This is a genomic window from Glutamicibacter sp. Je.9.36 (assembly GCF_051129975.1).
Classification (GTDB): Bacteria; Actinomycetota; Actinomycetes; order Actinomycetales; family Micrococcaceae; genus Glutamicibacter.
Genome location: NZ_JBCPSN010000003.1, coordinates 438,440 through 465,426, shown reverse-complemented (window position 1 = coordinate 465,426; position 26,987 = coordinate 438,440). Strand labels below are relative to the sequence as shown.

At 62.2% G+C, this 26,987-nt stretch carries 23 protein-coding genes and 1 tRNA gene; 19 read left to right on the top strand and 5 right to left on the bottom strand.

Going from position 1 to position 26,987, the window contains the following annotated elements; all coding sequences use genetic code 11:
• Positions 1-20: 20 nt before the first annotated feature.
• The 4 genes from AAZQ98_RS10490 to sdhC all read right to left on the bottom strand — a co-directional run bounded on the left by AAZQ98_RS10490 (position 21) and on the right by sdhC (position 3,512).
• Complete coding sequence (locus AAZQ98_RS10490) at positions 21-803, bottom strand: succinate dehydrogenase iron-sulfur subunit (protein ID WP_105661693.1); 783 nt, start codon at positions 801-803, stop codon at positions 21-23.
• Entirely contained in the window at positions 803-2,590 is a 1,788-nt protein-coding gene (gene sdhA / locus AAZQ98_RS10485; RefSeq protein ID WP_105661694.1) for a succinate dehydrogenase flavoprotein subunit, read from the bottom strand. Before sdhA ends, AAZQ98_RS10490 begins: the two co-directional genes overlap by 1 nt.
• A 61-nt stretch (positions 2,591-2,651) precedes the next feature.
• The gene (locus tag AAZQ98_RS10480) at positions 2,652-3,095 is read right to left on the bottom strand and encodes a succinate dehydrogenase hydrophobic membrane anchor subunit (protein WP_105661695.1); all 444 of its coding nucleotides are present in this window, start codon (positions 3,093-3,095) and stop codon (positions 2,652-2,654) included.
• A 3-nt stretch (positions 3,096-3,098) separates the two neighbouring features.
• A complete protein-coding gene (gene sdhC / locus AAZQ98_RS10475; RefSeq protein ID WP_388025151.1) occupies positions 3,099-3,512 on the bottom strand; it encodes a succinate dehydrogenase, cytochrome b556 subunit in 414 nt (137 codons plus the stop codon).
• A 246-nt stretch (positions 3,513-3,758) separates the two neighbouring features.
• Between sdhC and AAZQ98_RS10470 the strand changes: the two genes are divergently transcribed.
• The 10 genes from AAZQ98_RS10470 to AAZQ98_RS10425 all read left to right on the top strand — a co-directional run bounded on the left by AAZQ98_RS10470 (position 3,759) and on the right by AAZQ98_RS10425 (position 15,996).
• Positions 3,759-4,874, top strand: coding sequence for a mannose-1-phosphate guanylyltransferase (locus tag AAZQ98_RS10470; RefSeq protein WP_105661696.1), 1,116 nt, complete (start codon positions 3,759-3,761; stop codon positions 4,872-4,874).
• A 146-nt stretch (positions 4,875-5,020) separates the two neighbouring features.
• On the top strand, positions 5,021-6,217 hold the full coding sequence (locus tag AAZQ98_RS10465; protein ID WP_105657427.1) for an amidohydrolase: 1,197 nt from the start codon (positions 5,021-5,023) through the stop codon (positions 6,215-6,217).
• Between the two features lie 287 nt (positions 6,218-6,504).
• A complete protein-coding gene (locus tag AAZQ98_RS10460; protein ID WP_105657428.1) occupies positions 6,505-7,593 on the top strand; it encodes a BMP family lipoprotein in 1,089 nt (362 codons plus the stop codon).
• A 141-nt stretch (positions 7,594-7,734) separates the two neighbouring features.
• Positions 7,735-9,333 carry an ABC transporter ATP-binding protein gene (locus tag AAZQ98_RS10455; protein ID WP_434691970.1) on the top strand — a complete coding sequence of 533 codons (1,599 nt, stop codon included), beginning with the start codon at positions 7,735-7,737 and terminating at the stop codon, positions 9,331-9,333.
• Positions 9,330-10,535 carry an ABC transporter permease gene (locus AAZQ98_RS10450; protein ID WP_105661697.1) on the top strand — a complete coding sequence of 402 codons (1,206 nt, stop codon included), beginning with the start codon at positions 9,330-9,332 and terminating at the stop codon, positions 10,533-10,535. The genes AAZQ98_RS10455 and AAZQ98_RS10450 overlap by 4 nt, the downstream gene beginning before the upstream one ends.
• Positions 10,532-11,803, top strand: coding sequence for an ABC transporter permease (locus AAZQ98_RS10445; RefSeq protein ID WP_434691967.1), 1,272 nt, complete (start codon positions 10,532-10,534; stop codon positions 11,801-11,803). Before AAZQ98_RS10450 ends, AAZQ98_RS10445 begins: the two co-directional genes overlap by 4 nt.
• A gap of 9 nt (positions 11,804-11,812) precedes the next feature.
• Positions 11,813-12,223, top strand: coding sequence for a cytidine deaminase (locus tag AAZQ98_RS10440; RefSeq protein ID WP_105657432.1), 411 nt, complete (start codon positions 11,813-11,815; stop codon positions 12,221-12,223).
• A gap of 43 nt (positions 12,224-12,266) precedes the next feature.
• Positions 12,267-13,580, top strand: a complete 1,314-nt coding sequence (locus AAZQ98_RS10435) for a thymidine phosphorylase (RefSeq protein ID WP_434691965.1) — start codon at positions 12,267-12,269, stop codon at positions 13,578-13,580.
• Positions 13,581-14,036: 456 nt separating this feature from the next.
• Complete coding sequence (locus AAZQ98_RS10430; RefSeq protein WP_332489198.1) at positions 14,037-14,711, top strand: DedA family protein; 675 nt, start codon at positions 14,037-14,039, stop codon at positions 14,709-14,711.
• A gap of 103 nt (positions 14,712-14,814) precedes the next feature.
• Positions 14,815-15,996 carry an adenosine deaminase gene (locus tag AAZQ98_RS10425; protein ID WP_434692162.1) on the top strand — a complete coding sequence of 394 codons (1,182 nt, stop codon included), beginning with the start codon at positions 14,815-14,817 and terminating at the stop codon, positions 15,994-15,996.
• Between the two features lie 87 nt (positions 15,997-16,083).
• Here the strand turns inward: AAZQ98_RS10425 and AAZQ98_RS10420 are convergent, their stop codons facing one another.
• Positions 16,084-17,574 carry an aldehyde dehydrogenase family protein gene (locus AAZQ98_RS10420; protein WP_434691962.1) on the bottom strand — a complete coding sequence of 497 codons (1,491 nt, stop codon included), beginning with the start codon at positions 17,572-17,574 and terminating at the stop codon, positions 16,084-16,086.
• Between the two features lie 110 nt (positions 17,575-17,684).
• Between AAZQ98_RS10420 and AAZQ98_RS10415 the strand changes: the two genes are divergently transcribed.
• The 9 genes from AAZQ98_RS10415 (at position 17,685) to AAZQ98_RS10375 (ending at position 26,779) form a co-directional block, all read left to right on the top strand.
• A complete protein-coding gene (locus tag AAZQ98_RS10415) occupies positions 17,685-18,383 on the top strand; it encodes a MazG nucleotide pyrophosphohydrolase domain-containing protein (RefSeq protein ID WP_434691959.1) in 699 nt (232 codons plus the stop codon).
• 92 nt (positions 18,384-18,475) lie between these two features.
• Entirely contained in the window at positions 18,476-19,756 is a 1,281-nt protein-coding gene (eno, locus tag AAZQ98_RS10410; protein ID WP_105661703.1) for a phosphopyruvate hydratase, read from the top strand.
• A gap of 124 nt (positions 19,757-19,880) precedes the next feature.
• Positions 19,881-20,720 carry a septum formation initiator family protein gene (locus tag AAZQ98_RS10405; RefSeq protein WP_434691957.1) on the top strand — a complete coding sequence of 280 codons (840 nt, stop codon included), beginning with the start codon at positions 19,881-19,883 and terminating at the stop codon, positions 20,718-20,720.
• A 29-nt stretch (positions 20,721-20,749) separates the two neighbouring features.
• Entirely contained in the window at positions 20,750-21,451 is a 702-nt protein-coding gene (locus AAZQ98_RS10400; protein WP_105657439.1) for a DUF501 domain-containing protein, read from the top strand.
• Positions 21,451-22,377, top strand: coding sequence for a Ppx/GppA phosphatase family protein (locus tag AAZQ98_RS10395; RefSeq protein WP_434691954.1), 927 nt, complete (start codon positions 21,451-21,453; stop codon positions 22,375-22,377). The genes AAZQ98_RS10400 and AAZQ98_RS10395 overlap by 1 nt, the downstream gene beginning before the upstream one ends.
• Positions 22,378-22,441: 64 nt before the next feature.
• Entirely contained in the window at positions 22,442-23,917 is a 1,476-nt protein-coding gene (locus tag AAZQ98_RS10390) for a S8 family serine peptidase (protein ID WP_434692160.1), read from the top strand.
• 190 nt (positions 23,918-24,107) lie between these two features.
• On the top strand, positions 24,108-25,475 hold the full coding sequence (locus AAZQ98_RS10385; protein WP_434691953.1) for an NAD(P)/FAD-dependent oxidoreductase: 1,368 nt from the start codon (positions 24,108-24,110) through the stop codon (positions 25,473-25,475).
• A gap of 117 nt (positions 25,476-25,592) precedes the next feature.
• A tRNA-Leu gene (locus tag AAZQ98_RS10380) sits at positions 25,593-25,674 on the top strand.
• 298 nt (positions 25,675-25,972) lie between these two features.
• Positions 25,973-26,779 (top strand): Bax inhibitor-1/YccA family protein, encoded by an 807-nt coding sequence (locus AAZQ98_RS10375; protein WP_434691952.1) that lies wholly within the window; start codon positions 25,973-25,975, stop codon positions 26,777-26,779.
• Positions 26,780-26,987 lie beyond the last annotated feature (208 nt).

Here is a 26,987-nt window from a genome sequence, read left to right as displayed (position 1 = left end):
TTCGGGCCCTCAGCGCGTCCTTAGACGGTGCGCGCCAGAATTGCCTGCTTGACCTCGGCGATAGCCTTGGTCACCTGGATGCCGCGTGGGCATGCTTCGGTGCAGTTGAAGGTGGTGCGGCAGCGCCACACGCCTTCCTTGTCGTTCAGGATCTCCAGGCGCATGTCGCCTGCATCATCGCGCGAGTCGAAGATGAAGCGGTGGGCGTTGACGATCGCGGCCGGGCCGAAGTACTGGCCATCGGTCCAGAACACCGGGCAGGAGCTGGTGCAAGCAGCACACAGGATGCACTTGGTGGTGTCGTCGAAGATCTCGCGATCCTCGGCGGACTGGTAGCGTTCCTTGGTTGGCTCGTGGCCCTTGGAGATCAGGAATGGCATGATCTCGCGGTAGGACTGGAAGAACGGTTCCATGTCGACGATGAGGTCCTTTTCAAGGGGCAGGCCCTTGATGGCTTCAACGGTGATCGGCTTGGAGGTGTCCAGGTCCTTGAGCAGGGTCTTGCAGGCCAGGCGGTTGCGGCCGTTGATGCGCATGGCATCGGAACCGCACACGCCGTGGGCGCAGGAGCGGCGGAACGACAGCGAGCCGTCCTGCTCCCACTTGACCTTGTGCAGGGCGTCCAGCACGCGGTCGGTGCCGTACATGGTCAGCTTGAAATCTTCCCAGTATGCGTCCGCAGTAGCCTCTGGCAGGTAGCGGCGAACGCGCAGGGTGATGTCGAAGCTCGGGATCTCTCCGCCGCCGCCAACGCCTGGCTTCAGGTCGATCTTTGACGGTGGTTCTGGCAGTTCGGTGCTCATTAGTACTTACGCTCCATTGGCTGGTAACGGGTAAAGACCACTGGCTTGGTCTCCATGCGGATGCCCTTGATGTCCTCGGTGACGGCTTCTGCGTCACGGTAGGACATCGAGTGCTTCATGAAGTTCTCATCGTCGCGGTCTGGGAAGTCCTCGCGGTAGTGGCCGCCGCGGGATTCCTTGCGGTGCAATGCAGCAACGGTGATGACCTCGGCCAAGTCGAGCAGGAAGCCCAGCTCGATGGCTTCGAGCAGATCCAGGTTGAAGCGCTTGCCCTTGTCCTGGATGCTGATGTTCTTGTAGCGCAGGCGCAGATCCTCGATCACGTCGCGCGCTTCCTTCAGCGAACGCTCGTCGCGGAATACCTGGACGTTGGCGTCCATGGTCTCCTGCAGGATCGAGCGCAGGTCCGAGACGCGCTCGGTGCCGTTGCCGGTCAGTACGCCGTCGATCTGCGCGGTGACGAATGCTTCCGGGTTCTCCGGCAGCTCGACGAAGTCGGCGGTCTTGGAGTACTCGGCAGCGGCAACGCCGGCGCGCTTGCCGAACACGTTGATGTCCAGCAGCGAGTTGGTGCCCAGGCGGTTCGAGCCGTGGACCGATACGCAAGCAACCTCGCCGGCAGCGAACAGGCCAGGAATGACGGTGTCATTGTCCTGCAGCACTTCGGTGTTGATGTTGGTTGGAACGCCGCCCATTGCGTAGTGCGCAGTGGGGTAGACAGGCACCGGATCGGTGAATGGCTCGACACCCAGGTAGGTGCGGGCGAACTCGGTGATGTCCGGCAGCTTGGATTCGATGTGCTCTGGTTCCAAGTGGGTCAGATCCAGCAGCACGTAGTCCTTGTTCGGGCCGCAACCGCGGCCTTCGCGGACTTCGTTGGCCATCGCGCGGGCCACGATGTCACGTGGTGCGAGGTCCTTGATGGTCGGCGCATAGCGTTCCATGAAGCGCTCGCCATCCGAGTTGCGCAGGATCGCGCCTTCGCCACGTGCACCCTCGGTGAGCAGGATGCCCAGTCCGGCAAGGCCCGTTGGGTGGAACTGGAAGAACTCCATGTCCTCCAGCGGCAGGCCCGAGCGGAAGGCGATGCCCATGCCGTCACCGGTCAGGGTGTGCGCGTTGGAAGTGGTCTTGAAGACCTTGCCGGCGCCGCCCGAAGCGAAGATGACCGACTTGGCCTGGAAGACGTGCAGTTCGCCGGTAGCCAGGTCGTAGGAGACGACGCCGGCAACGCGCTTCTGCTTGTAGGCGGTGCCGTCCTCGCGGTAGGCATCCTCTTCGACCATCAGCAGGTCGAGCACGTAGTACTCGTTGTAGAACTCGACGTTGTGCTTGACGCAGTTTTGGTACAGGGTCTGCAGGATCATGTGGCCCGTGCGGTCAGCTGCGTAGCATGCGCGTCGCACGGCGGCTTTGCCGTGGTCGCGGGTGTGGCCGCCGAAGCGGCGCTGGTCGATCTTGCCCTCTGGGGTTCGGTTGAATGGGAGGCCCATCTTCTCCAGGTCCAGCACGGCGTCGATGGCTTCCTTGGCCATGACCTCGGCTGCGTCCTGGTCAACCAGGTAGTCGCCACCCTTGATGGTGTCGAACGTGTGCCACTCCCAGTTGTCTTCCTCGACGTTGGCAAGTGCTGCGCACATGCCGCCCTGGGCCGCACCGGTGTGCGAACGGGTTGGGTAAAGCTTGGTTAGCACTGCGGTGCGTGCGCGCTGACCGGATTCGATCGCTGCACGCATGCCTGCACCACCGGCACCGACGATAACAACGTCGTACTTATGTACCTGCATTCTTGATGCTCTCTTTTCTAAAAATCTGTGTGGCTATTGGCTGGAACTAGGGGAGTTCCAATTAGCACTGCGGCAGCTGGCTGCCGGCTACGCATGGATCGAAGGTGAAGATCACCAGGGAACCAAGCACGATGATGAAGATCGTGGCGACGTACAGGATGCCCTTGAGCCATGCACGGGTAGCGTGCTTCTCTGCGTAGTCGTTGATGATGGTGCGCACGCCGTTGGTGCCGTGCAGCATGGCCAGCCACAGCATGGCCAGATCCCAGAACTGCCACAGCGGCGAGGCCCACTTGCCGGCCACGAAGCCGAAGCTGATGCCGGAGATGCCTTCGCCGACCATCAGGTTGGAGATCAGGTGTCCGAAGATCAGGACGATCAGCACGACGCCGGAGAGGCGCATGAACAGCCATGCCAGCATTTCGAAGCTTCCGCGGGACTTTGGTCCGCGCTTGTACTTTGGATCAATGCGCTGGCTGCGAGGAGCAGGAATAGAAACGCTCATGGCTTAGTGGCTCCCAAATGCGATCGACAGGTGACGGATGGCGAAGCCCGCAAAGACGATGACCCAGAGGATCAATACGCCCCAGAGCAACTGGCGCTGGTACTTGGTACCCTGCTTCCAGAAGTCGACCAGGATCAAGCGCAGACCGTTGAATGCGTGGAAGAGGATTGCTGCAACCAGACCGGTTTCACCAAGTGCCATCCACGGGGTCTGGTAGGTGCTAATGATTGCGTCGTAGGCGCCGGCATCGACACGGACCATGGCCGTATCGAGCACGTGCACCAGCAGATAAAGAAAAATAACGACACCGGTGACTCGGTGTCCCACCCAGGACCACATGCCTTCATGGCCGCGGTATAGGGTGCCTGACGAAGTCTTCGACACTGAACTAAACCTCCAAGGCTCGCAACGGCGCATGTGTATATTGCACACAATGAGATTTGACGCACTTGTGCGAGCGTTCCTTGTGCGAGTCTAAACCACTTGGCTAGCTCCAATCTATTTCGTGTCTCGTTCCTGTGAGCATGTTCACCGAAAAGGGCTAATTATGCGCTAAAAGGCCGAAATCCCGCCCGTAATACCTCATGCGATGTTTTCGTATTTAAACTGTTGCACAGGTTTCAATGGACCGGATTATCCACCGAATGAATTAGTCTGGAAGGCGTGAATGCAGACCTATTAGCCCGATTCCACGGCGTGATCCCCGCCGGCGGCGTCGGCACCCGATTGTGGCCCCTCTCCAGGGCTTCCGCTCCGAAGTTTTTGCACGATCTGACCGGATCCGGATCCACGCTGATCCGGGCCACCTATGACCGCCTGGTCCCGCTGGCCGGCGAACGGATCATGGTGGTCACCGGTCGTGCGCACCGCGGAGCCGTAGTGTCCCAGTTGCCCGAGCTGTGCGACGAGGACCTGGTGCTCGAGCCGGAGCCGCGCGACTCGGCCGCCGCCATCGGCCTGGCCGCCGCGATCCTGTACCGCCGCGACCCGAGCATCATCATGGGCTCCTTCGCCGCGGACCAGGTCATCGAGCCGGTTGAGGTTTTCCAGGCCGCGCTGAGCGAAGCGATCCACACCGCTGCGACCGGCAAGATCGTGACCATCGGCATCCACCCGACGCACCCTTCCACCGGTTTCGGCTACATCCAGACCGGCGAACCGCTCCAGGTCCCCAATGCGCCGTCGGCGCGCGGCGTGGTGCAGTTCGTGGAGAAGCCCGATGAGGACACCGCCCGCAAGTACCTGGCCTCGGGCGGGTTCCTGTGGAATGCCGGCATGTTCGTCGCGCCGGTGAGCCTGATGCTCAAGCACCTGGAAGCCAACGAGCCGGCGCTGTACGCCGGCCTGATGAAGATCGCCGATGCCTGGGAAACCGATCAGCGCGAAACCGTGATGCGCGAAGTCTGGGCCGATCTGCCGAAGATCGCCATTGACTATGCGGTGGCCGAGCCGGCCGCCGCGGCCGGGGACGTCGCGGTGATCCCGGGCGTTTTCAACTGGGACGACGTGGGCGACTTCGCCGCGATCGGCCGCTTGAACAAGGCCAGTGCCGAGGAGGGCATCATCAACCTGGGCGGCGAGTCGGTGCGCGTGTATGCCGACAGCGCTACCGGCGTGGTCTATTCGGACCGCCCGCGCGTGGTGGCCTTGGTCGGGATCGAGGATGTGGTCGTGGTGGATACCGCCGACGCGTTGCTGGTGACCACCAAGGAGCATGCGCAGAAGGTCAAGCAGACCGTGGAGGCCTTGAAGGCCGACGGCGCTACCGAGGTGCTCTAGCACAGCAGGATTGCGAACGGGGCGAGCTGGCCGGCAACGGGCCGGCGCGCCCCGTTTCCCTTGCCTGATGTTGCGCAATGCGCCCGAACATTACGGAAAACTGTCATTTTCTGCACCGTGCCGAGTATCTTCAAAAGGTGTCCACCGTGAATGAAAATGGCAATCCGGCTTCCGTCAGCGACTTCACCGAGCCGCTGATCGACCAGCTGATCGGCTTCCGCAGGGAACTGCATCGCAACCCGGAGCTGTCCTTTGCTGAGCACCAAACCACCGAGCGGATTCTCGAAACCCTGCGCGCTGCCGGGCTGGCCCCGCAGAAAATGGCCGACACCGGCGCCTTCGTGGACATTGGCGAAGGGCCCATCCGCATCGCCTTCCGTGCCGACATCGACGCGCTGCCGGTGGTGGAGGAAACCAACCTGGACTTCGCCTCGATGACCCAGGGCGTGGCGCACGCCTGCGGCCACGACATCCACACCACCGTGATGATAGGCGTGGCCCTGGCCCTGGGCAGGATCCATGCTGCCGGCAAGCTCGATGGCTGCGTGCGGGTGATCTTCCAGCCCGCCGAGGAGAAGCTTCCCGGCGGGGCGCTGTCGGTGATCGAGCAGGGCTTGCTCGATGGCGTGCCGCGGGTGCTCGCGCTGCATTGCGACCCGCGGATCGACGCCGGGCATATCGGCACCCGCATCGGAGCGATCACCTCGGCCAGCGACACCATCCGCATCGAGGTCAACGGCCGGGGCGGGCACACCTCGCGTCCGCACCTGACCGAAGACATCGTTTTCGCGATGAGCCAGATCGCCACCCAGGTCCCGGCCGTGCTCGGACGCAAGGTCGATGTGCGCTCGGCGGTCTCGGTGGTCTGGGGCCAGATCCATGCCGGCAGCGTGCCGAACGCGATACCCGCCACCGGATACCTGGCCGGCACCATGCGCTGCCTGGACGGCGATGTCTGGTACGAGGCCGGTGAGCTGCTGGACCAGGCCGTGCGCCAGATCGCCGCTCCCTACGGAGTGGAGATCAAGCTGCAGCACACCCGGGGAGTGCCACCGGTGGTCAACGCTCCGGCGGAGACCGCATTGATCGAGGACGCCGCGCGCCGCGAGTTCGGAGCCGAGGCCATCGAGCTGACTCCGCAGTCCATGGGCGGGGAGGACTTCGCGTGGATGACGCAGAAGGTTTCCGGTGCGATGCTGCGGCTGGGAACCCGCACCCCGGGCGGCAAAACCTATGACCTGCACCGCGGGGACTATATCCCCGACGAATCGTGCATTGGCGTGGGGGTTCGCATCATGGCGGCCGCCGCCATGCAGGCCGTGCGCGAGGCAAACGCCAAATAGGGCGTTGGCCACATCAAACCCGAAAGTTTTTAACATTTCTCTGACGCTTTAACAATTCGGTCAGTGACTTGGGCATTGGCGTTAAGCGCTTGCCGTTTTGCGGCCCGTAAGTTATCTGTTTGTAATCTTTATCGTCTTTACCTGTGACATATCTCCGATAGGCTATGGAAACGATGGGAATGCTATGACTTTTGGTGTGCTCGAGTAAGGCCTAGGCAATGGAGCCTTGCACGAGGGTCAGGTGTCTTGCCTCCCGCATTATCTCGCAAGATTCTTTGGAGGAACAGATGCGCTTCGTATCGCGCAAGACCGGTATGGCTGCAGCCATGCTCGGCATCTCGGCATTAGCTTTGAGCGCCTGCGGCGCTGCACCGGAAGAGACCAGCTCGGCTGGCCAGTTCCCGGACTACGTCGGCTGCATTGTGTCCGACTCCGGTGGATTCGACGACCAGTCCTTCAACGAATCTTCCTTCCGCGGCTTGAAGAACGCCGAGAAGGACCTGGGCATCCAGACCAAGGATGCCGAATCCAAGTCGAACGCCGACTTCGCGACCAACCTCAACGGCATGGTCAACGCAGGCTGCGACCTGACCGTCACCATCGGCTTCCTGCTGGGCGACGCAACCGCTGAGGCTGCCGCGGCCAACCCGGACAAGAACTTCGCCATCGTCGACTTCCAGTACGAGAAGCCGATCGAAAACGTCAAGCCGATCATCTACGACACGGCCCAGGCTGCCTACCTGGCAGGCTACGCAGCAGCTGCCGCATCGAAGACCGGCACCGTTGCCACCTTCGGCGGCATCAAGATCCCTACCGTCACCATCTTCATGGACGGCTTCGCTGACGGCGTGGCCAAGTTCAACGAAGACAAGGGCAAGGACGTCAAGCTGCTGGGCTGGGACAAGAAGAAGCAGGACGGCACCTTCTCCGGAGACTTCGAGAAGCAGGATAAGGGCAAGCAGATCACCAAGAACTTCATCGCTTCCGGCGCTGACGTTGTCATGCCTGTCGCCGGCCCAGTGGGCAAGGGCGCTGGCGCTGCAGTGGTCGAGGCCAACGACGGCGGCAAGGAAGCCAAGCTCGTGTGGGTCGACTCCGACGGCTTCCTGACCGCTCCCGACTACAAGGACGTCATGCTGACCTCGGTCGTGAAGACCATGGACACCGCAGTCGAAGATGTCATCCGCACCGATGCCGAGGGCAAGTTCGACTCGACCCCGTACGTGGGCACCTTGGAGAACGAGGGCGTTGCACTGGCACCGTTCCACAACTTCGATGAGGAAATCGGCGAAGACACCAAGAAGGAGATCGATGCCCTGAAGCAGCAGATCATCTCCGGTGAGCTGGAGATCGAATCGGCCTCCAGCCCCAAGTAGGTCTAGGCAAACCAGCCATGGAGCGCGTCACCGCTCGCCGCAATACAGCGGTGGGCAGGTGACGCGCTTTATGCCTGCCTAAGGGCCAAAACAACCTGCAAGCAAGAACCTCGCCAAACGAACAATGAAGATGGTGGAATCGTGAAACTCGAACTACGAGGAATCTCGAAAGCCTTCGGTTCTTTCTACGCCAACAAAGATATCGACCTGACGGTCGATGACGCCCAGATTCACTGTCTGCTCGGCGAAAACGGTGCTGGAAAGTCCACGCTTATGAACGTGCTCTACGGGCTGTACCAGCCGACCGAGGGCCAAATTTTGCTGGACGGGAAGCCCGTCGAGTTCTCCGGACCGGGCGACGCCATGGCCTCGGGCATCGGCATGGTGCACCAGCACTTCATGCTGGTCCCGGTCTTCACCGTGGCAGAGAATATTGCCCTCGGCGCAGAAACCACCAAGGCTGGCGGCGTGCTTGACCTGCAGGTCACCCGCAAGAAGATCCGCGAGATCTCCGACCGCTACGGCTTCGACGTGGACCCGGACGCGGTCGTCGAAGACCTGCCCGTTGGCGTGCAGCAGCGTGTCGAGATCATCAAGGCCCTGGTGCGCGAGGCCAAGATCCTGATCCTCGATGAGCCGACCGCGGTGCTGACCCCGCAGGAAACCGACGAGCTGCTGGACATCATGCGCCAGCTCAAGGCCAACGGCACCTCCATCGTCTTCATCTCGCACAAGCTGCGCGAAGTGCGCGCCGTCTCCGATGTGATCACCGTGATCCGCCGCGGCCAGGTCATCGATTCGGTCTCCCCGGAATCCTCCACCACGGAGCTGGCCAACCTCATGGTCGGCCGCGCCGTGGAGCTGAACCTGAACAAGGCCGCAGCCACTCCCGGGCAGGCGGTATTGCAGGTCAGGGACCTGACGGTTGTCGACCCGGCGGGCACCACCACGCTGGACTCGGTCACCTTGGATATCCATGCAGGCGAGATCCTGGCGATCGCCGGCGTGCAGGGCAACGGCCAGACCGAACTGACCGAAGCGATCCTGGGCACCCAGCCGGTGACGGGCGGCTCGGTCAAGCTCGCCGGCCAGGAGCTGGTTGGCAAGTCGGTCAAGCAGATCCTGCGCTCGGGCCTCGGCTTCGTTCCCGAAGACCGTTCGGTGCACGGCCTGGTCACCCAGTTCTCCATCGAGGAGAACCTGGTGCTGGACCTCTACGACCGCCCGCCCTTCGGCAAGGGCATCTCGATGAACCTGGAGGCGATCAAGAAGAACGCCGCGCAGCAGATCCAGGGCTTCGACGTGCGTACCGACAACCCGCTGAACCCTGCCTCCAGCCTCTCGGGCGGCAACCAGCAGAAGGTCGTGATGGCCCGCGAGCTGAGCCGCGATTTGAAGCTGTTCATCGCTTCGCAGCCGACCCGCGGCGTGGATGTGGGCTCCATCGAGTTCCTGCACCGCCGCATCGTGGCCGAGCGCGACAAGGGCACCCCGGTGATGATCGTTTCCACCGAGCTGGACGAGGTCATGGAATTGGCCGACCGCATCGCCGTGCTCTACAAGGGCAGGATCAACGGCATCGTGCCGGGCGACACCTCCCGCGAGGTGCTGGGCCTGATGATGGCCGGCGTTTCGCAGGAAGAAGCCCTGGCCCAGGCCGAATTCGCGAAGGCGGAGAACGAGCCGGTTGAAGCCCAGCCAGCTAGCGAGCATGACAACCAGGAAGGAGAAGCGCAGTGAGCGAGAAAGCACCTGTGGTTCCCGGCTCCGGCAAGCCGGGCAATGACCTCTTGCGCCAAATCACCCAGGGACCAGGCCTGGTCTCGGTCCTCGGCGTCATCGTCGCACTGGTCATTGGCGGCCTGCTGATTGCGGTCACCGATGAGAAGGTGGGCGAAACGGCCGGCTACCTCTTCGCCCAGCCTTCGGCCTTCTTCGGCGAATTCTGGCGTGCGGCCACCGAAAGCTATGTGGCGCTGTTCAACGGCTCGATCTACAACTCCTCGCAGGGGTTCAAGCCGTTCCTGGAGACCCTGACCGTCTCCACCCCGCTGATCTGCGCCGGCTTGGGCGTGGCCGTGGCATTCCGCGCCGGCCTGTTCAACATCGGTGCCCAGGGCCAGATCATCATCGGCTCGGTGCTGGCCGCCTACATCGGCTTCGCCTGGCACCTGCCCATCGGCCTGCACCTGCTGCTGGTGATCGTCTTCGGCCTGCTCGGCGGCGCGATCTGGGGCGGCCTGGTCGGCCTGCTCAAGGCCAAGACCGGCGCCCACGAAGTGATCCTCACGATCATGTTCAACTACGTGGCCGTGTACCTGATCGACTTCCTGATGAACACCCAAGGGTTCCGCCGTCCCGGCGAGACCAACCCGATCTCGCCGATCCTGGACAGCTCGGCCATCTTCCCGGCGATCCCCGGATCGCGTTTGCACCTGGGCTTCGTGATGGCGGTGCTGCTGGTGCTGGCCGTGTCCTGGATGTTCAAGCGCTCCACCGTGGGCTTCGAATTCCGCGCCGTGGGCCACAACCCGGAGGCCGCGCAGACCGCCGGCATCAACGTGGCCCGCACCACCATCATCGCGATGGCGCTGGCTGGCGCGTTGGCCGGTGCCGCAGGCGTGGCACAGGTGGCAGGCACCGAAAAGGTGCTCACCGGCGGCATCGCCGGCTCGCTGGGCTTCGACGCGATCACCGTGGCGTTGCTGGGCCGCTCCACCCCGTGGGGCACCTTCTTCGCCGGCCTGCTCTTCGGAGCGTTCCAGGCCGGTGCGGTGAACATGCAGATCACCACCGGCACCCCGATCGACATCGTTTCGGTGGTGCAGTCGCTGATCGTGCTGTTCATTGCCGCCCCGCCGCTGGTCAAGGCCATCTTCGGCATGAACCGCAAGAAGAAGCGCAGCTCCAAGCTCGAACCTACTAAGGCAGGTGCCAAGTGACCTCTTCCACCTTGCAGCCGGCAATCAACGTCCTGCCGAGCAAGAAGACCCCGATCATCCTCTCGGTGATCGCAGTGATCGTCTTCTTCAGCTTCGGCCTGCTGGGCAACGACCAAGCCGCCCACTTCACGCTGAACAGCGCCGGCGACGCCTTCGAGCTGCCCGAACTGGTCTTCCCGGGCCGCATCACCAACATCGTGTTCGGCGTGCTGCTGCTGGCCATTGCCGCCTACGCGTGGATGCAGCGCAAGCAGGGCAGGATCCTGGCCACCTGGATGGTCGCCATCGCGGCGGTCCTGTTCGTGCTGGGCTTCCTGATCTGGGTGGTTTCCGGCGCCAACATCAACAGCATTTCGCTGGCCAGCCTGCTGGCCGGTGGCGTGGTGCTGGCCGTGCCGCTGGTCTTCGGTTCGCTCTCGGGCGTGCTGTGCGAGCGTGCCGGCGTGGTCAACATCGCCATCGAGGGCCAGCTGCTGGGCGGTGCTTTCACCGCGGCACTGGTCGCCTCGCTGACCCAGAGCGCCTTCGCGGGCCTGGTCGCCGCCGGCCTGGCCGGGGCCATGGTCTCGCTGGTCCTGGCGGTCTTCTCCATCAAGTACGTGGTCAACCAGATCATCGTCGGCGTGGTCCTGAACGTGCTGGTTTCGGGCATCACCGGCTTCCTGTTCACCACCGTGATGCAGGAGGACCCGGAGCGCTTCAACTCGCCCGCGCACCTGCCGGTCGTTGAAATCCCGCTGCTCTCCTCGATCCCGGTCATCGGCCCGATCTTGTTCAAGCAGTCGGTAATCGGCTACCTGATGTACCTGGCCGTCTTCCTGGTCTGGTTCGGCCTGTTCAAGACCAAGTGGGGCCTGCGCGTGCGTGCCGTGGGCGAGCATCCGAAGGCAGCCGATACCCTGGGCATCAAGGTCAACGCGATCCGCTTCTGGAATGTCACCCTCGGCGGCATCGTGGCCGGCATCGGCGGTTCCTTCTTCACCCTGGTGGCCATCGACTCCTTCACCAAGGAAATCTCCGGCGGCCGCGGCTTCATCGCGCTGGCCGCAGTCATCTTCGGCCGGTGGAACCCGATCGGCGCCTTCCTGGCCGCCCTGCTCTTCGGCTTCGCCGATAACCTGCAGGTGATCCTGACGATCATCGGCACCCCGGTACCAAGCCAGTTCATGGCCATGATGCCTTACCTGGTGACCATCTTCGCGGTGGCCGGATTGGTGGGGCGTTCGCGCGGACCGGCAGCTGCGGGCGAACCCTACGTGAAGGAATAGCGATTTCCCATGAATAGCAACAACGCGCCGTGGCCGCAGCTCGAAGCTGCGGCTGCGGCCGCGCTGTCCCAGGCCTACGCGCCCTACTCCGAGTTCCGGGTGGGTGCCGCGGCACTGACCAGCGACGGCCGCCTGATTTCCGGGTGCAACATCGAGAACGCCGCCTACGGGGTCACCCTGTGCGCTGAATGCGCCATGGTGGGCCAGCTCTTCGCCACCGGCGGGGGCACCATGGAATACTTCCTGTGCTTCGGCCAGCTGCGCGAGGGCGAGCTCGAACTGATTACCCCGTGCGGCCGGTGCCGCCAGCTGCTTTTCGAGCACCGCGGGGCGCAGCTGCTGATCAAGACAGCCCGCGGCATCGTGGGAATCGACGACCTCCTGCCTGACGCGTTCGGGCCGCAGAATCTCAACTTCTAGCGCCGGAGCACACCGGCCAACAGCAGAATGGAAGGTGCCTGATATGGCTACCGAGCAATTCAGTGCCGTCGAAGTCATCCGCGCCAAGCGCGATGGCGGCGAACTGAGCGACGAGATGATCGACTGGACCATCGACGCCTACACCCGCGGGGCCATCGCCGAAGAGCAGATGTCCGCGCTGAATATGGCCATCTACTTCCAGGGCATGAACCGCAACGAGATCTCGCGCTGGACTACCGCGATGATCAACTCCGGGGAACGCATGGACTTCTCTGCCCTCACCGACCCGTCGGGCAAGAAGCTGGCCACCACCGACAAGCACTCCACCGGCGGCGTGGGGGACAAGATCACCTTGCCGCTGGCTCCGCTGGTCGCCAGCTTCGGCGTGGCTGTCCCGCAGCTCTCGGGCCGCGGGCTGGGCCACACCGGCGGCACCTTGGACAAGCTCGAAGCCATTCCCGGCTGGAAGGCGGACCTGTCCAACGAGGCGCTGTTCTCCCAGCTGTCCAACGTCGGCGCGGTCATCTGCGCCGCCGGCACCGGACTGGCTCCGGCGGACAAGAAGCTCTACGCCCTGCGCGATGTCACCGCCACGGTGGAAGCCATCCCGCTGATCGCGTCCTCGATCATGAGCAAGAAGATCGCCGAAGGCACCGGAACCCTGGTGCTGGATGTGAAGGTCGGCTCCGGCGCGTTCATGAAGGACGAGGCCATGGCCCGCGAACTGGCCGAGACGATGGTGAATCTGGGCACCGATGCGTCGGTGAACACCGTGGCGCTGCTGACCAACATGGAAACCCCGCTGGGCCTGACCGCCGGCAACGCCATCGAGGTCGAGGAATCCGTTGAGGTCCTGGCCGGCGGCGGACCAGAGGACGTCGTGGAGCTGACCGTGGCCCTGGCCACCGAGATGCTTGCCGGGGCAGGGATCAAGGATGTGGATGTCGCCGGTGCGCTGAAGAACGGCAAGGCCATGGACATCTGGCGCAAGATGATCGCGGCCCAGGGCGGCGACCCGGATGCCAAGCTGCCGGTAGCCAAGGAATCGCACACCGTGGTGGCGCCCGCCGAGGGCGTGCTGATCAAGCTCGACGCCATGGACATCGGCCTGGCCGCCTGGACCCTGGGCGCAGGGCGTGCCCGCAAGGAAGACAGCGTCCAGGCTGGTGCCGGCGTGCGCATGCACGTGAAGCCAGGTGCCTTGGTTCGCCGTGGCGAGCCGATTGCCACCTTGCTGACCGACACCCCGGCCAAGATGGAGCGTGCCATCGAGCTGGTCCAGCGCGCCATCATGATCGGTTCGGCCGATGACCGTCCGGACACCCGCCTGATCCTGGACCGCATCGCTGCCAAGTAGCCGAATCCGGATTGGCGCTCAAGGAGCCGGGAAACACGTTGCCGTGTTTCCCGGCTCTTTTGCTTGCCTGCGACCGATCTGCTGGGAATCGGCGCCCCGCCCCAGAAAGATCGGGAGCCTGCTCGCCCTGCGCGTGTTCTTCCCCGGCCTCGCTGCCTGCAGCAGCTGGGCTTTTCTTTCCGGAGGGCCGTGCAGGTCTGTTCGTCTTCGAAGTCGCGGTAGCTATTACCTGGAATCCTTGTGGTTCCCAGGCCAGCTGCCGCAGTGGAAGTTCCCAGAAAGTTCCCGGGAACAATAACGGCGTAGTCAAACGTTAGTCAGTTAACTCCTACCTGGGTAGCAGATGGGAATTGTCCACAACGCAACGTAAGCAGGATGCGCGCAGGTGAGTTCTCGAGCGAAAATGGAGAGACATTCAGCGCATGGAGCGCCTTGGGAAAGTAGATGTAGGCACGCATGGAATTAGTCAATGAGGCAATCACGCAGGCCGCCAGCGCATGGTGGATCCTGCCGTTATTGTTTCTGTTCTGCATGATCGATGCGATTTTCCCCCTCGTCCCGAGTGAATCATTTTTGGTTTCGCTGGCCGCGGTCGGCGTCCACACCGGTGTTCCCAACCTTGTCCTGATCGGCTTGCTCGGTGCCGGCGGCGCCTTGCTCGGCGACCAGATCACGTACGCCATCGGACGCAAGATCGGATCCAGGGGATTCAAATGGATGCGCGGGCAACGCGCGCAGCGGGTGCTGAACTATGCCGAGAAGAAACTTGAAACCTCGGGCGCTCTGCTGATTTTCACGGCCCGATACATCCCGATTGGCCGAGTGGCCGTGAACCTGACCGCGGGCGCCACCGGATTCAGCCACAAGCGCTTCACCCTCTTCGACACCATCGGCGTACTGACCTGGGCTGCCTACTCCGTCAGCATCGGTGCGCTGGCCGGCAACTGGATGCACGACAACAAGCTGCTGGGCATTGCAGTTTCCATTGTCATCGCCGTAGTGCTCGGACTCGTCATCGACCGGATCGTCAGCTGGGTGCTGGATCGCCTGCATCGGCGCGCGGCGAAGCGCGAAGGGCACCCGGTGCAACCAGCCAGGCAGACCGTCCCGCCAACCCCTGACGAGGGTTAACCTCCCGTATTGATCAGGGTCACATAGTGGCTCGCAGATCTTTACCCGTTGGAGCTGTCAGTTCCGCGAAAATGCGACTAGGCTCAGTGGTGTGACTGAAGAAATGATTCATACTGACTACGATCCCGAATTCGATTTCCGGGATCTGCCTAAAGTTTCGCTCCATGACCACCTCGACGGTGGTTTGCGCCCTCAGACGATCATCGAGCTGGCCGCCGAGATTGGACACGAGCTGCCAGAGACCGAAGCAGAAGCTTTGGGCGAATGGTTCCGTGAATCAGCCGACTCCGGCTCGCTGCCACGCTACCTGGAAACCTTCGAGCACACCGTCGCGGTCATGCAGACCCGAGATGCGCTGATCCGCGTAGCTCGCGAATTCGTAGAGGACCTCGCTGAAGACGGTGTCATCTACGGCGAAGTCCGCTATGCACCAGAGCAGCACCGCCGCGAAGGCCTGAGCCTGGACGATGTCGTCGACGCCATCCAGGAAGGCCTGGACCAGGCCTGCGAGCAGCTCAACGCCGAGGGCCACCCGATGCAGATCGGCCAGATCGTTACCGCCATGCGCCACAGCGACCAAGGTGTGGAAATCGCCAAGCTGGCCCTGCGCCACCGTGGTCGTGGCGTCGTCGGTTTCGACATTGCCGGTGCTGAAGATGGCTTCCCGCCCTCAGCGATGAAGGAAGCTTTCGACCTGCTGGCCGAGAACCTCTTCCCAACCACCGTGCACGCTGGCGAAGCGGCCGGCCTGGACTCCATCAAGGAAGCCATCCTGATCGGCCGCGCCCAGCGCCTGGGCCACGGAGTCCGCGTAGCCGAGGACATCGAGATCGAGTTCGGCGCTATCGACGAGAACGGCGAAGAACTCAGCGACGATACCGGCCTGGTATCGCTGGGCCCGGTAGCGAACTGGGTCCGCGAACGCGGCATCCCGCTGGAAGTCTGCCCGTCCTCGAACCTGCAGACCGGTGCTACCTCCAAATTCGGCGAAGGCATCGGGAACCACCCGATCGACCTGCTGGTCCAGACCGGTTTCAATGTCACCATCTCGCCGGATAACCGCCTGATGTCCGGCACCACCTTGTCCGATGAGTTCGAATTGCTGGTAGAAGCCTTCGACTACGACTTGGAAGATCTGCTGGATCTGACGCTGAACGCCGCCGAAGCTGCTTTCGTCCCGCTGGAAATGCGCGAGCTGCTCGTTGAGTACATCAACGACTACTACGACAACCTGCTGGATGACGAGGACTACGACGAAGACGAATACGAAAACGTCGCCGACTAGTTCCAGGACCCAGCCGCCAGGCAACCACCGAAGCCGCTCCTTGCCCAAGCAAGGGGCGGCTTCGCTGGTTCCAAGGGCAGGTGGTTCCTAGAACGGGTACTGCTTCTTGGTGGACTGCACGCCGACCCAGTGATCGGTGGTGAATTCCTCGATAGCCCACTCGCCGTTGAAACGGCCCAGACCCGAATTCTTCTCGCCGCCGAACATCACATGCGGTTCATCATTGACGGTGATGTCATTGACGTGAGTCATTCCGGCCTTGATGCCGCGGGCAAAGGCGACGCCCTTCTCCAGGTTCTGCGTGAAAACGGCCGAGGACAAGCCGAATTCGGTGTCGTTGGCCAGTTCCAGCGCATGCTCTTCGGACTCGGCCTTGGCGATGCCCACGACCGGGCCGAAGATCTCCTCGCGGAACAGTTCCATGCCGCTGGTGACATCTGCGAAGACGTGGGGAGAGACCACACGGCCTGTGATCGAACCTGCCAGGACTTCGCGGGCGCCCTGGCCACGCGCGGTCTTGATCTTGCCGCTCACCGACTCCAACTGGGCATCATTGATGATCGGTCCTACGAGGTTGGCTGGATCGGCGGCATCGCCATAGCCGAGCTTGCCGACCTGCTCGATGAACTTCTCGATGAAGGCCTCGTAGACCGGGGCCTGGACGATGATGCGGTTGATGGCCATGCAGATCTGCCCCTGGTGCAAGAACTTGCCCAGGGTCGCGGCCTTGGCTGCTTCGTCAAGATCAGCGTCTTCGAGCACGACGAATGGCGCGTTGCCGCCAAGCTCCAGCGCCACGCGTTTCATGTGCTCGCCGCTGACCGCGATTTTCCCGACGTTCTTGCCCACCGGAGTCGAACCGGTGAACGAAACCAGCGACGGGGTCCTATGCGCCACGAAGTAGTCGCCGATTTCGGAACCGGAACCAACCACTGCGTTCAGCACGCCATCTGGCAGGCCTGCCTCGGCGAAAGCCTTGGCCAGGACCAGGGCTCCCACCAGCGGGGTGTCCGAGGCGGGTTTGAGCACCACCGCGTTGCCCAGGGCCAGGGCGGGCGCTACGGACCGGGCCGACAGCAGCAGCGGGAAGTTCCACGGGCTGATGACGCCCACCACGCCGACCGGTTCGCGGTAGACCCGGTTCTCCTTGCCCTCGGCATTGGAGGGCAGGATCTTGCCATGCACGCGGGTGGGGAAGGTGGCTGCTTCGCGGATGGCAGCGATGGTGCCGCCCAGTTCGATGTTCGCCTTCAACTGCGTGGAACCGGACTCGGCGGTCAACAGCGCCAGGATGCCCGCGAAGTTCGACTGCAGGTAGTCGGCGGCCTGGTTCAAGACCTTCGAGCGCTTGCCGGGGGAGAGCGCCGCCCAGCCTGGCTGCGCAGCGGCGGCAGCGCCATAGGCGTCGTCGACGTCTTGGGTCGAGGCCTGGCGGATCTCGGCCAGGAGCGAGTCATCGAAAGGGTTGGCAGTGCGCAGGATGCGCTCGGAGCGCCCCTCAACCCACTGGCCGCCGATGAAGAGTTTGGCTGGAAGCTGATCCAGGAATTCCAGCTGGGCGGTGTCTTGGACGGTCATTGGCAATCCTTCGCGTCGTCGGGATGAACTACGGCCATGCTAGCCCGAATGGGCAGCAATGGGCAGCTCCTTGGCCGCAGGCTGAAAGCCCGCTTCGATAGCATGTTCCTATGCCGGAGAACAGAACGCAGCTAGACCAGCTCAACGCCACCGTACGGACCCTTCGCAGCAGATGCGCCTGGACTGGCGCGCTGACTCACGAGTCGCTGCGCACCTACCTCATTGAGGAAAGCTATGAAGTGCTGGACGCCATCGCTGAACGGAACCCGGATCTGTTGAAGGAGGAGCTGGGGGACTTGTACTTCCAGATCCTGCTGCATTCGCTGATCGCCGAGGAGCAAGACCATTTCGGCCTGGACGATGTCGCCGAAACGCTGAATGCGAAGCTATTGCGCCGCAACCGGCATATTTTCGACGAGCAGGGCCAGGTCCGCCAGGACGTCATCACGGATATGGACGAGATTATCCGCGTGTGGGATGCGGCGAAGCAGGCCGAACGCGCCGGCCAGCCGAAGAAGCGGAAGAACGCCGGACTGCCCGCTGGGCTGCCGTCCCTGGCGCTCGCGCAGAAATTGCTTGATCGCCATGCCAGAGCAGGATCGGCACAGCCCGCGGCAGAGCTAGTCACCGAGCAGGTTCGTGAGCGGATCATCGACGAGTTCTCCCTGGCCAAGGAATTAATGGCCCTGTCAGCGAGGGCCGAGGAGCTGGGCCTGGATGCCGAATCGGTGCTGCGCGCGGCCCTGGGCCAGCAATACGGCGCGGAAACTGGCGCAACAACATCGCCCAAATCACCTTCGAAGCGCTAGGCTAGAGACAGGCAATGGCGCCGACGGTCTTATCAGCGACCGCTGGTTGACCTGCCCCAAGACCACCCCTTTTCTACAAGGAGTCCATACTCATGGCATTGATTGACGCCATTCACGCGCGCGAAATCCTTGATTCCCGCGGCAATCCGACCGTCGAGGTCGAGGTCCTGCTATCCGACGGCTCGCATGGCCGTGCTGCTGTTCCTTCCGGTGCATCCACCGGCGCTTTCGAAGCAGCTGAGCGTCGCGACGGCGACAAAGACCGGTACCTCGGCAAGGGCGTACTGGGTGCTGTAGAGTCCGTCATCGACGAAATCGCCGACGAGCTGGAGGGCCTTGACGCCACCGACCAGCGCGCCATCGATGCCACCATGATTGAACTGGACGGCACTGCCAACAAGTCCAAGCTGGGTGCAAACGCCATCCTCGGCGTCTCCCTGGCAGTGGCCAACGCCGCTGCAGTGAGCGCCAACCTGCCACTGTTCAAGTACCTGGGCGGCCCTAACGCGCACGTACTGCCAGTGCCACTGATGAACATCCTCAACGGCGGCTCCCACGCCGACTCCGACGTGGACATCCAGGAATTCATGATCGCCCCGCTCGGCGCGCCGACCTTCTCCGAGGGCCTGCGATGGGGCGTCGAGGTCTACCACAACCTCAAGTCCGTGCTGAAGGAGAAGAACCTCTCCACCGGCCTGGGCGACGAGGGCGGCTTCGCTCCGAACCTGCCAAGCAACCGCGCGGCTCTGGAACTGATCACCGAAGCGATCAAGCGTGCTGGCTACACCCCGGGCGAAGACATCGCCCTGGCACTGGATGTCGCTTCCTCCGAGTTCTACGAGAACGGCGCTTACCAGTTCGAGGGCAAGGCGCTCTCTGCCCAGGAAATGAGCGACTACTACGCTGGCCTGGTTGCCGACTTCCCATTGGTTTCGATCGAGGATCCACTGGATGAAGACGACTGGGATGGCTGGAAGACCCTGACCGACGCCATTGGCGATAAGGTGCAGCTGGTAGGCGACGACCTGTTCGTCACCAACCCGCAGCGCCTGGCCGACGGCATCGCCAAGGGCACCGCCAACTCGCTGCTGGTGAAGGTCAACCAGATCGGCACCCTGACCGAAACCATCGATGCAGTGACCATGGCGCAGCGTGCCGGGTACACCACCATCACCTCGCACCGTTCGGGTGAAACCGAAGATGTCACCATCGCTGACATCTGCGTGGCAACCAACGCCGGGCAGATCAAGACCGGTGCACCAGCTCGCTCCGAGCGCGTAGCCAAGTACAACCAGCTGCTGCGCATCGAAGAAGACCTGGGCGCCTCGGCGGTCTACGCTGGCCGTAGCGCGTTCCCGCGTTTCAACAGCTAATTTTCAGTAATAGCGAATAAGCTCGTCGGTAGTGGATACCGGCGGGCTTTTCGTTATTTAATGGAATTATCTTGCCAAGTCCACGGCAACACCGCACGAAAAGCACCACGGGAATTGGGGGAGTATGGCTCAGCGACCACCGCGAATGCCTCGCCGTAATACTCCGGATCCGGCCGAAGAAGCCGTAATAACCCCGGTTGACCAGACGAAACATGACGGCGCAGGTTCCGAAGCTGAACCGCCTACCGACGCTCTGCGCATCGTCAGGCCACAAGCGCAGGCCAGGCAAACTCCTGCAACACCGCGCCCACCGAAGGCCGCTCCCGCGGCGCAGAAGCCCAGAAGTGTTGCCGCGAAGCCGAAATCGACGGCACGCCCAGCGTCAGATGCGTCACGTGAGCCGAAAAAATTTGCAGGAAATTACGCGCCGAAGCCGAAGGTGCCGCTGCGCGAACGTGCCAAGGAAAAGCAGAACGAACGCCGACGCGATGACCGGGTGAAGTTCTCTGCTGCCGTACGCCGCAAGCCGGGGCAGAAGCCGTCTGGACAGAACCACGTCCCCGAGGGCGAACCCGTTGCGGCGCACCGGTTTTCCGGCCGTATCGCCGCCTTGATCGTGGTCCTGGCCTTCTTCGCAGTGATGCTCGTGCCCACGGTGAATTTCTACCGCACGCAGATGGCGGAACTGAACGAGCTGAATGCCTCGATCGAAGCGCTGGAGACGCAGCGCGATGACCTCAAGGCAGAGATCGCGCGCTGGGATGACCCGCTGTACATCAAGCAGCAAGCACGCGAGCGGATAAACTTGGTAATGCCCGGTGAAAAGCTCTACATGGTGGTGGGCGAACGCCCTAAGGATGAAGAGACGCCCGCCGAAGGCAACGGAAGCACCTTCGAGGTGCGCCAGGAACTTCCATGGGTTGATGCTCTGCTCGACTCCGTTCGACGTTCTGCCACTGACTAACCACTTTAAACACGAAGAGACTTATAACCGTGACTGAACAGCCAATCCGCGAAGCCCTTGACGCCGCCGGACGAGTACCCAGCGAAGCTGACCTCGACACCCTGTCCCGCCAGCTGAACCGCCCGGTGCGCGATGTGGTGGAGATCGGTGCGCGCTGCGTTTGCGGAAACCCTCTGGTAGCCACCACGGCACCGCGCCTTTCCTCGGGTATTCCCTTCCCCACCACCTACTACCTGGCGCACCCGGTGATCACTGCGGCAGTGTCGCGGTTGGAAGCTGCCGGGTTGATGAACGAGATGAATGACCGCCTGGGCGAGGACGCGCAGCTGGCGCAGGCTTATGTAGCTGCCCACGAGTCGTACCTGGCCAACCGCGATGCGATTGGCCAGCGCTCGGGGACCGGGGCCGTTCCGGAAATCGCTGGGGTCTCCGCTGGCGGCATGCCGACCCGCGTCAAGTGCTTGCACGTGCTGGTAGGGCACTCGCTGGCTGCCGGCGAGGGCGTGAACCCGCTGGGTGATGAAGCGTTGGCTGGCATCGCCCAGTGGTGGACCAAGGACAAGTGCTACTGCGTGGGAGCTTGGGATACCGAATCCGAGGCGCCAAGCCGTGACCGCTCGCGCCACGTGAAGACCCAGGAACAGCAGGACCCAGCGGCCAAGCGCGCAGAACGCGCCCGGAAGCGTGCCGTGCGTGAATCCGCACAGGGCGCTGACCAGGATGATGCCTAATGCGCGTGGCCGGTATTGACTGCGGAACCAACTCCATCCGTCTGCTGATCGCGGACATCGGTGCCGATGGCCAGCTGGTCGACGTGCTGCGCACCATGCGCATCGTGCGCTTGGGCCAGGGCGTTGACGCTACCGGCGCTTTCGCCCCCGAAGCCTTGGAGCGCACCTTTGAAGCTGCTCGCGAGTACAAGAAGCTGTGCGATGAGTATCGGGTGGAAGCCATCCGTTTCGCAGCGACCTCGGCGGCCCGCGATGCATCGAATCGCGAGGTCTTCACCGAGCGGATCACCAAGATCCTGGGCGTCGCCCCGGAAGTGATCAGCGGTGAAGAAGAAGCCTCCCTGTCCTTTGCCGGTGCGGCTTCGGTCCGGGACGGGCAAAGCGGCAAGAGCCTGGTGATCGACCTCGGTGGTGGATCCACTGAGTTCGTTCTCGGTGATGCCACCGGCCCATTGGCTGCCAAGAGCCTGGACATGGGTTGTGTGCGCGTTACCGAACGGTTCCACCAAGCAGGATTGCGCTCGGACCAGGCCTTGGAATTCATGGACAGCACCTTGGAATCCCTGGCCGGATCGGTTGACGTTGCGCAGGTCGACGCGGTGATCATGGTTGCTGGCACTTTCACGACGCTCACCGCCCAGGCCCTGGGATTGAAGCAGTACGAGTCGGAAAAGATCCATGGGGCGCAGCTGAGCTTCGCCCAGATGCGCCAAGCCACCGCCAGCATGCTTTCCTACAGCCGGGAAGAGCGCGCGGCACTGGGCTTCATGCATCCGGGACGAGTTGATGTGATCCAAGCTGGCGCAGCCATTGTGCAACGCATCCTTCATTACCTTGAAAAGGCCAGCGGGAACCGCGAAATGGTTCTGATTGCTTCCGAACACGATATTCTCGACGGAATCGCGGCTTCAGCTGCCGCCGCCTGAACCTGTCACCCAGTCACCGACCCAAGGAGATGTCTTGAGCTCAGCTTTGCGTGCCAGGAAAAGAATGGGCTTCCTCAAGCTCGGCTCTCTGCTTGTCGCAGCGCTGTTGGCCCTCACCCTGCTCAGCGTGGGCGCACCTGCCCGCGCCGACAACATGCGTGAGTCCGAATACTGGCTCAAGTCATTGGGCGTGGCCGAAGCGCACAAGACGACAAAGGGCGAAGGCGTCAAAGTCGCGATCATCGACACCGGCATTGATACCGGGCATCCAGACCTGAAGGGTGCAGTGGTTGGCGGTGCCGATATGTCCGGCTCAGGCGGCGACAAGGGCAACAAGCCCATAGGCGTCATGAGCGAGCACGGCACCTTGGTGGCTACTTTGCTTGGCGGGCGCGGCAACAATAAGGGCGAAATCAAGCGGGTTAAATCCGAGAACGAGCGCTTGAAGGCCGCGTGGGAAAAGGCCAAGAAGTCCGCCGAAGACGAAGACGAGGACATTCCCCAGGAACCTGAGTACGAAAAGGTGCCAAAGCTCAAGAGCGGCAAGGACGGCGTGCTCGGCGTCGCTCCGGCAGCCGACCTGCTGTCCGTGTCGCTGTGGATGGGCGAAGGAAACCCGGCCAAGATTCCAGTGGAAACCCAGATCCCCCGTGCCGTGAAATGGGCCGTGGATTCCGGGGCCAAGGTCATCAACATGTCTCTCGGTTCAACCAGTCCGGCATGGCCGGAAAGCTGGGATGACGCCTTCAAGTACGCAGAAGACCATGACGTGGTTATTGTTGCCGCTGCAGGCAACCGTTCGGGCGGCATGAGCCAGGTGGGCGCCCCGGCTACCATTCCGGGAGTGCTGACCGTGGCCGGCGTTGATGCCAGCGGCAAGGCTTCGCAGGATTCCTCGACCGAAGGCATTTCCATCGGCGTTGCAGCCCCTGCCGAGCAGTTGGTCGGCGGCTTGCCAGATGACGGCTACGCGCGCTGGTCCGGTACCTCCGGGGCGGCTCCATTGGTGGCGGGCGTGGCCGCATTGATTCGTTCGGAATACCCGAACATGAAAGCTCCGGAAGTCATCAACCGCATCCTGAAGACCGCCAAGGACACCGGCGCAGCCGGCGTGGACAACCTCTACGGCTACGGAATCATCGATGCGCAGGCGGCAGTGACGGCGAGCGTCCCCTCGGTATCCGAGAACCCGCTGGGCACGATCAGCGAGTGGATTCGCGTGCACCGCCGCGACACCCAGAAGACTGCTGATACCCCAGCTCCGGGCGTCTCGATGGAGAAATCGGACCTCAAGCAGGTCGCGGCGCCCGATCCGGTTCTTCCCGATGACTCGGCACCGGCGCTTCAGCCGTTGCTGATCGTCGGCGGGGGAGTGCTCCTGCTGCTGGTGATCATTGCAGGCATCGCCCAGACCCTGGTGCGTCGTCGACGCGAGAAGGCTGCGGCGCGGCTTGGCTCGGCTTCCTTGAGTTCATTGAAAGTCCCGGATCAAGCCGGCGGCCGGGATCTGTTTGACGAGATTCCCGAAGAAGAGAAGTAAATAGCGGACAAAGCGGGGTGGAAACTGAAGATCCGCCCCGCTTTTTTGCGCCTTCCGATGCTTAATTCGACAGCTTGGTGCGAACCTCGGCAGCCGGAAACCCCCATGCCTGGCGACGACGTGACACACCGAACGGAAATAGTTAGTGAATGTTTTCACTAACTCGAAAAATCCGCGTAGAATCAACAGTATGTCGATCATCGAAACCTCCCAGAAGCGTCCGCGCATTCTTATCGTCGGCGGTGGCTACGTAGGCCTGTACGTCGCGATGAAGTTGCAGAAGAAGGTCAAGGCACACGGCGGCATCGTCACCGTTGTCGACCCGAACCCGTACATGACTTACCAGCCATTCCTGCCAGAAGTTGCCGGTGGCCAGATTGAACCACGCCACGTTGTGGTCTCGCACCGTCAGCACCTGAAGCACTCCGAGCTGGTCAACGGCCGCGTGCTGAGCATCGACCATGCCAACAAGAAGGCTGTCATTGCTCCGGTCAACGGCGAGCAGTTCGAGCTGGAATACACCGATGTCGTGATGTCCGCTGGTGCGGTCACCCGTACCTTCCCCATCGCTGGCCTGGCTGAAACCGGCATTGGCCTGAAGACCATCGAAGAGGCCGTCGCCCTGCGCAACAAGGTTGCCGAGCGCATCGAGTCCGCTTCGAACATGACTGATCCAGTTGCACGCAAGCGCGCCCTGACCTTCGTGGTCGTCGGCGGCGGCTTCGCCGGCATCGAGACCATCGCCGAGCTGGAAGACATGGCCCGCCACTTGATCGGTCTCAACGACCGCATCGATGCGAAGGAAGCACGCTTCGTCCTGATCGAGGCCATGGGCCGCATCATGCCAGAAGTCACCGCCGAGCAGGCGGAGTGGGTTGTCGATCACCTGCGTAGCCGTGGCATCGAGGTCTTGCTGAACACTTCGCTGAACAATGCCGAAGAAGGCAACCTGGAACTGATCAACATGGCCGACAAGTCCCCAGCGGGCGAGTTCGGTTCCGACACCTTGATCTGGACTGCTGGCGTTATGGCCAACCCGATGGTTCGCTCCACCGATTTCCCAATCGAACAGCGCGGCCGCATCGAGACCCGCACGGACCTTCGAATCAAGGATGCCAACGGCGAACCTCTGGAAGGCGCCTGGGCAGCCGGCGACATCTCGGCAGTCAAGGACGTCACCGGCGGCCTGCCAGACGGCACCTGCGTTCCCAACGCACAGCACGCAGTGCGCCAGGCCAAGTTGTTGGCCAAGAACCTGTACGCTGCGCGCTACGGTGTTGGCACCATCAAGGAATACAAGCACTCCAACCTGGGTGCAGTTGCCGGCTTCGGCCGCAACAAGGGCGTTGCCAAGGTTGTTGGCATCAAGCTCAAGGGCTGGCCAGCATGGATGGCACACCGCGGCTACCACGGCATGGCCATGCCGACCTTCGAGCGCAAGTTCCGCGTCGTTGGCGACTGGCTGGTTGCGCTGTTCTTCAAGCGCGATGCCCTGCAGCTGAACAACCTCGAAGCACCACGCACTGCTTTCGAAGAGTCGGCCAAGCCGAAGAAGTAGGCTTGAGCCGTAGTTGATCGACGATGATGCGAGGGGCCAAGCAATTGGCCCCTCGCGTACGTCAGCAAAGAAGGATTTTCTATTTGCTTTGCCGATCACGTAAAATTTGAGAGTCTTGCCCCTATGGTGGAATTGGCATACACGGCTGACTTAAAATCAGCTGCCGAAAGGCTTGTGGGTTCGAGTCCCACTGGGGGTACAGAATAAGGCCGTTGCTGTTCCGGATTTTCCGGTCAGCAGCGGTCTTTTCTTTTGCCTCAAGTGGGAGCGCATCCATCGTTCAACCTCAGGCATCGTGCATTCCACCAAATTCGCCTGCCAAGGCAACCTTGATGGTAGAACTTTCAAGAATATCGCTGAGAGAGTAGTTTTTCTTCGGAAAATGCCCTATATCATCCTTCCGACTGAGTGATTTCACAGCAATGCTCAATAGGATTAAGCAAAAGATCTTCAGCTAGCCACGTGCCGGCGCAATCGCAATCTATGGGGGAATGACATTGGGCAATCCAATTTTTGGTTCCAGCAGCCGCTCTGATGCTTGGGGAACCAAGCCTGGAAGTGCTGTTGGATTCCGTGACACCGCAAATATGAGCGCAGACCAGCTGCAGCAGATGTACCAGCAGCCTGCTGCAACCAGCGCCGACACCGGCCGCATGACCATCGGAACCACGATCAACAAGACCGTGCTCTGCTTGGCCTTGGTTGTTGTTGGCGCCGCGATTGGCTGGGGCATGCCGGCCCTCATGTTGCCAGGTGCCTTGGTTGGCTTTGTCCTCGGTCTGGTTAACGCTTTCAAGAAGCGCCCATCGCCTGTGCTCATCCTGCTGTATGCCGCGGCCCAGGGCCTGTTCCTTGGTGGTCTCTCCGGCTTCCTTGAAAGCCGGCAAGGTATGGAGGGAATCGCTATCCAGGCTGTGCTGGCTACCCTGTGTGTTGCCGGCGTAACCCTGGCGCTGTACCGCTCGGGCAAGTACCGCATGACTCCCAAGCTGAACAAGATGTTCATGATCGGCATGGTCGGCCTGATCGTCTTCTCGCTGCTCAACATGGTTCTGATGCTCACCGGCGTCATCGATGGCATGTTTGGCATGCGCCACGGCGTCCTCGGCCTGGTTATCGGTGTAGTTGCCGTATTGCTGGCAACCTACGCACTGGTTGCCGACTTCACCATGATCGAGGAACTGTCCAACCAGGGCGCTCCAGCCATCATGGCATGGCGCGGTGCCTTCGGCCTGACCATGACCCTGATCTGGCTGTACACCGAGATCCTGCGTATTCTCGCGATCCTGCGTGGCGACGACTAGCCGCTGCAGCATAGTCTGCAAGGACCAGTGCCCATTTCGGGCACTGGTCCTTTTGCGTTAGTCACCTGTTCAAATATGAATTTTTATGATCGGCCGCAACCGCCTATGGCATGGAAAATGACAGCTTATTGGGCAGTCATGCGGAACTTTGGTTAGATTCTCCTGTAGCAATTCAGTTACTCAACTCACAACAAGTTTGGCAGGAAGA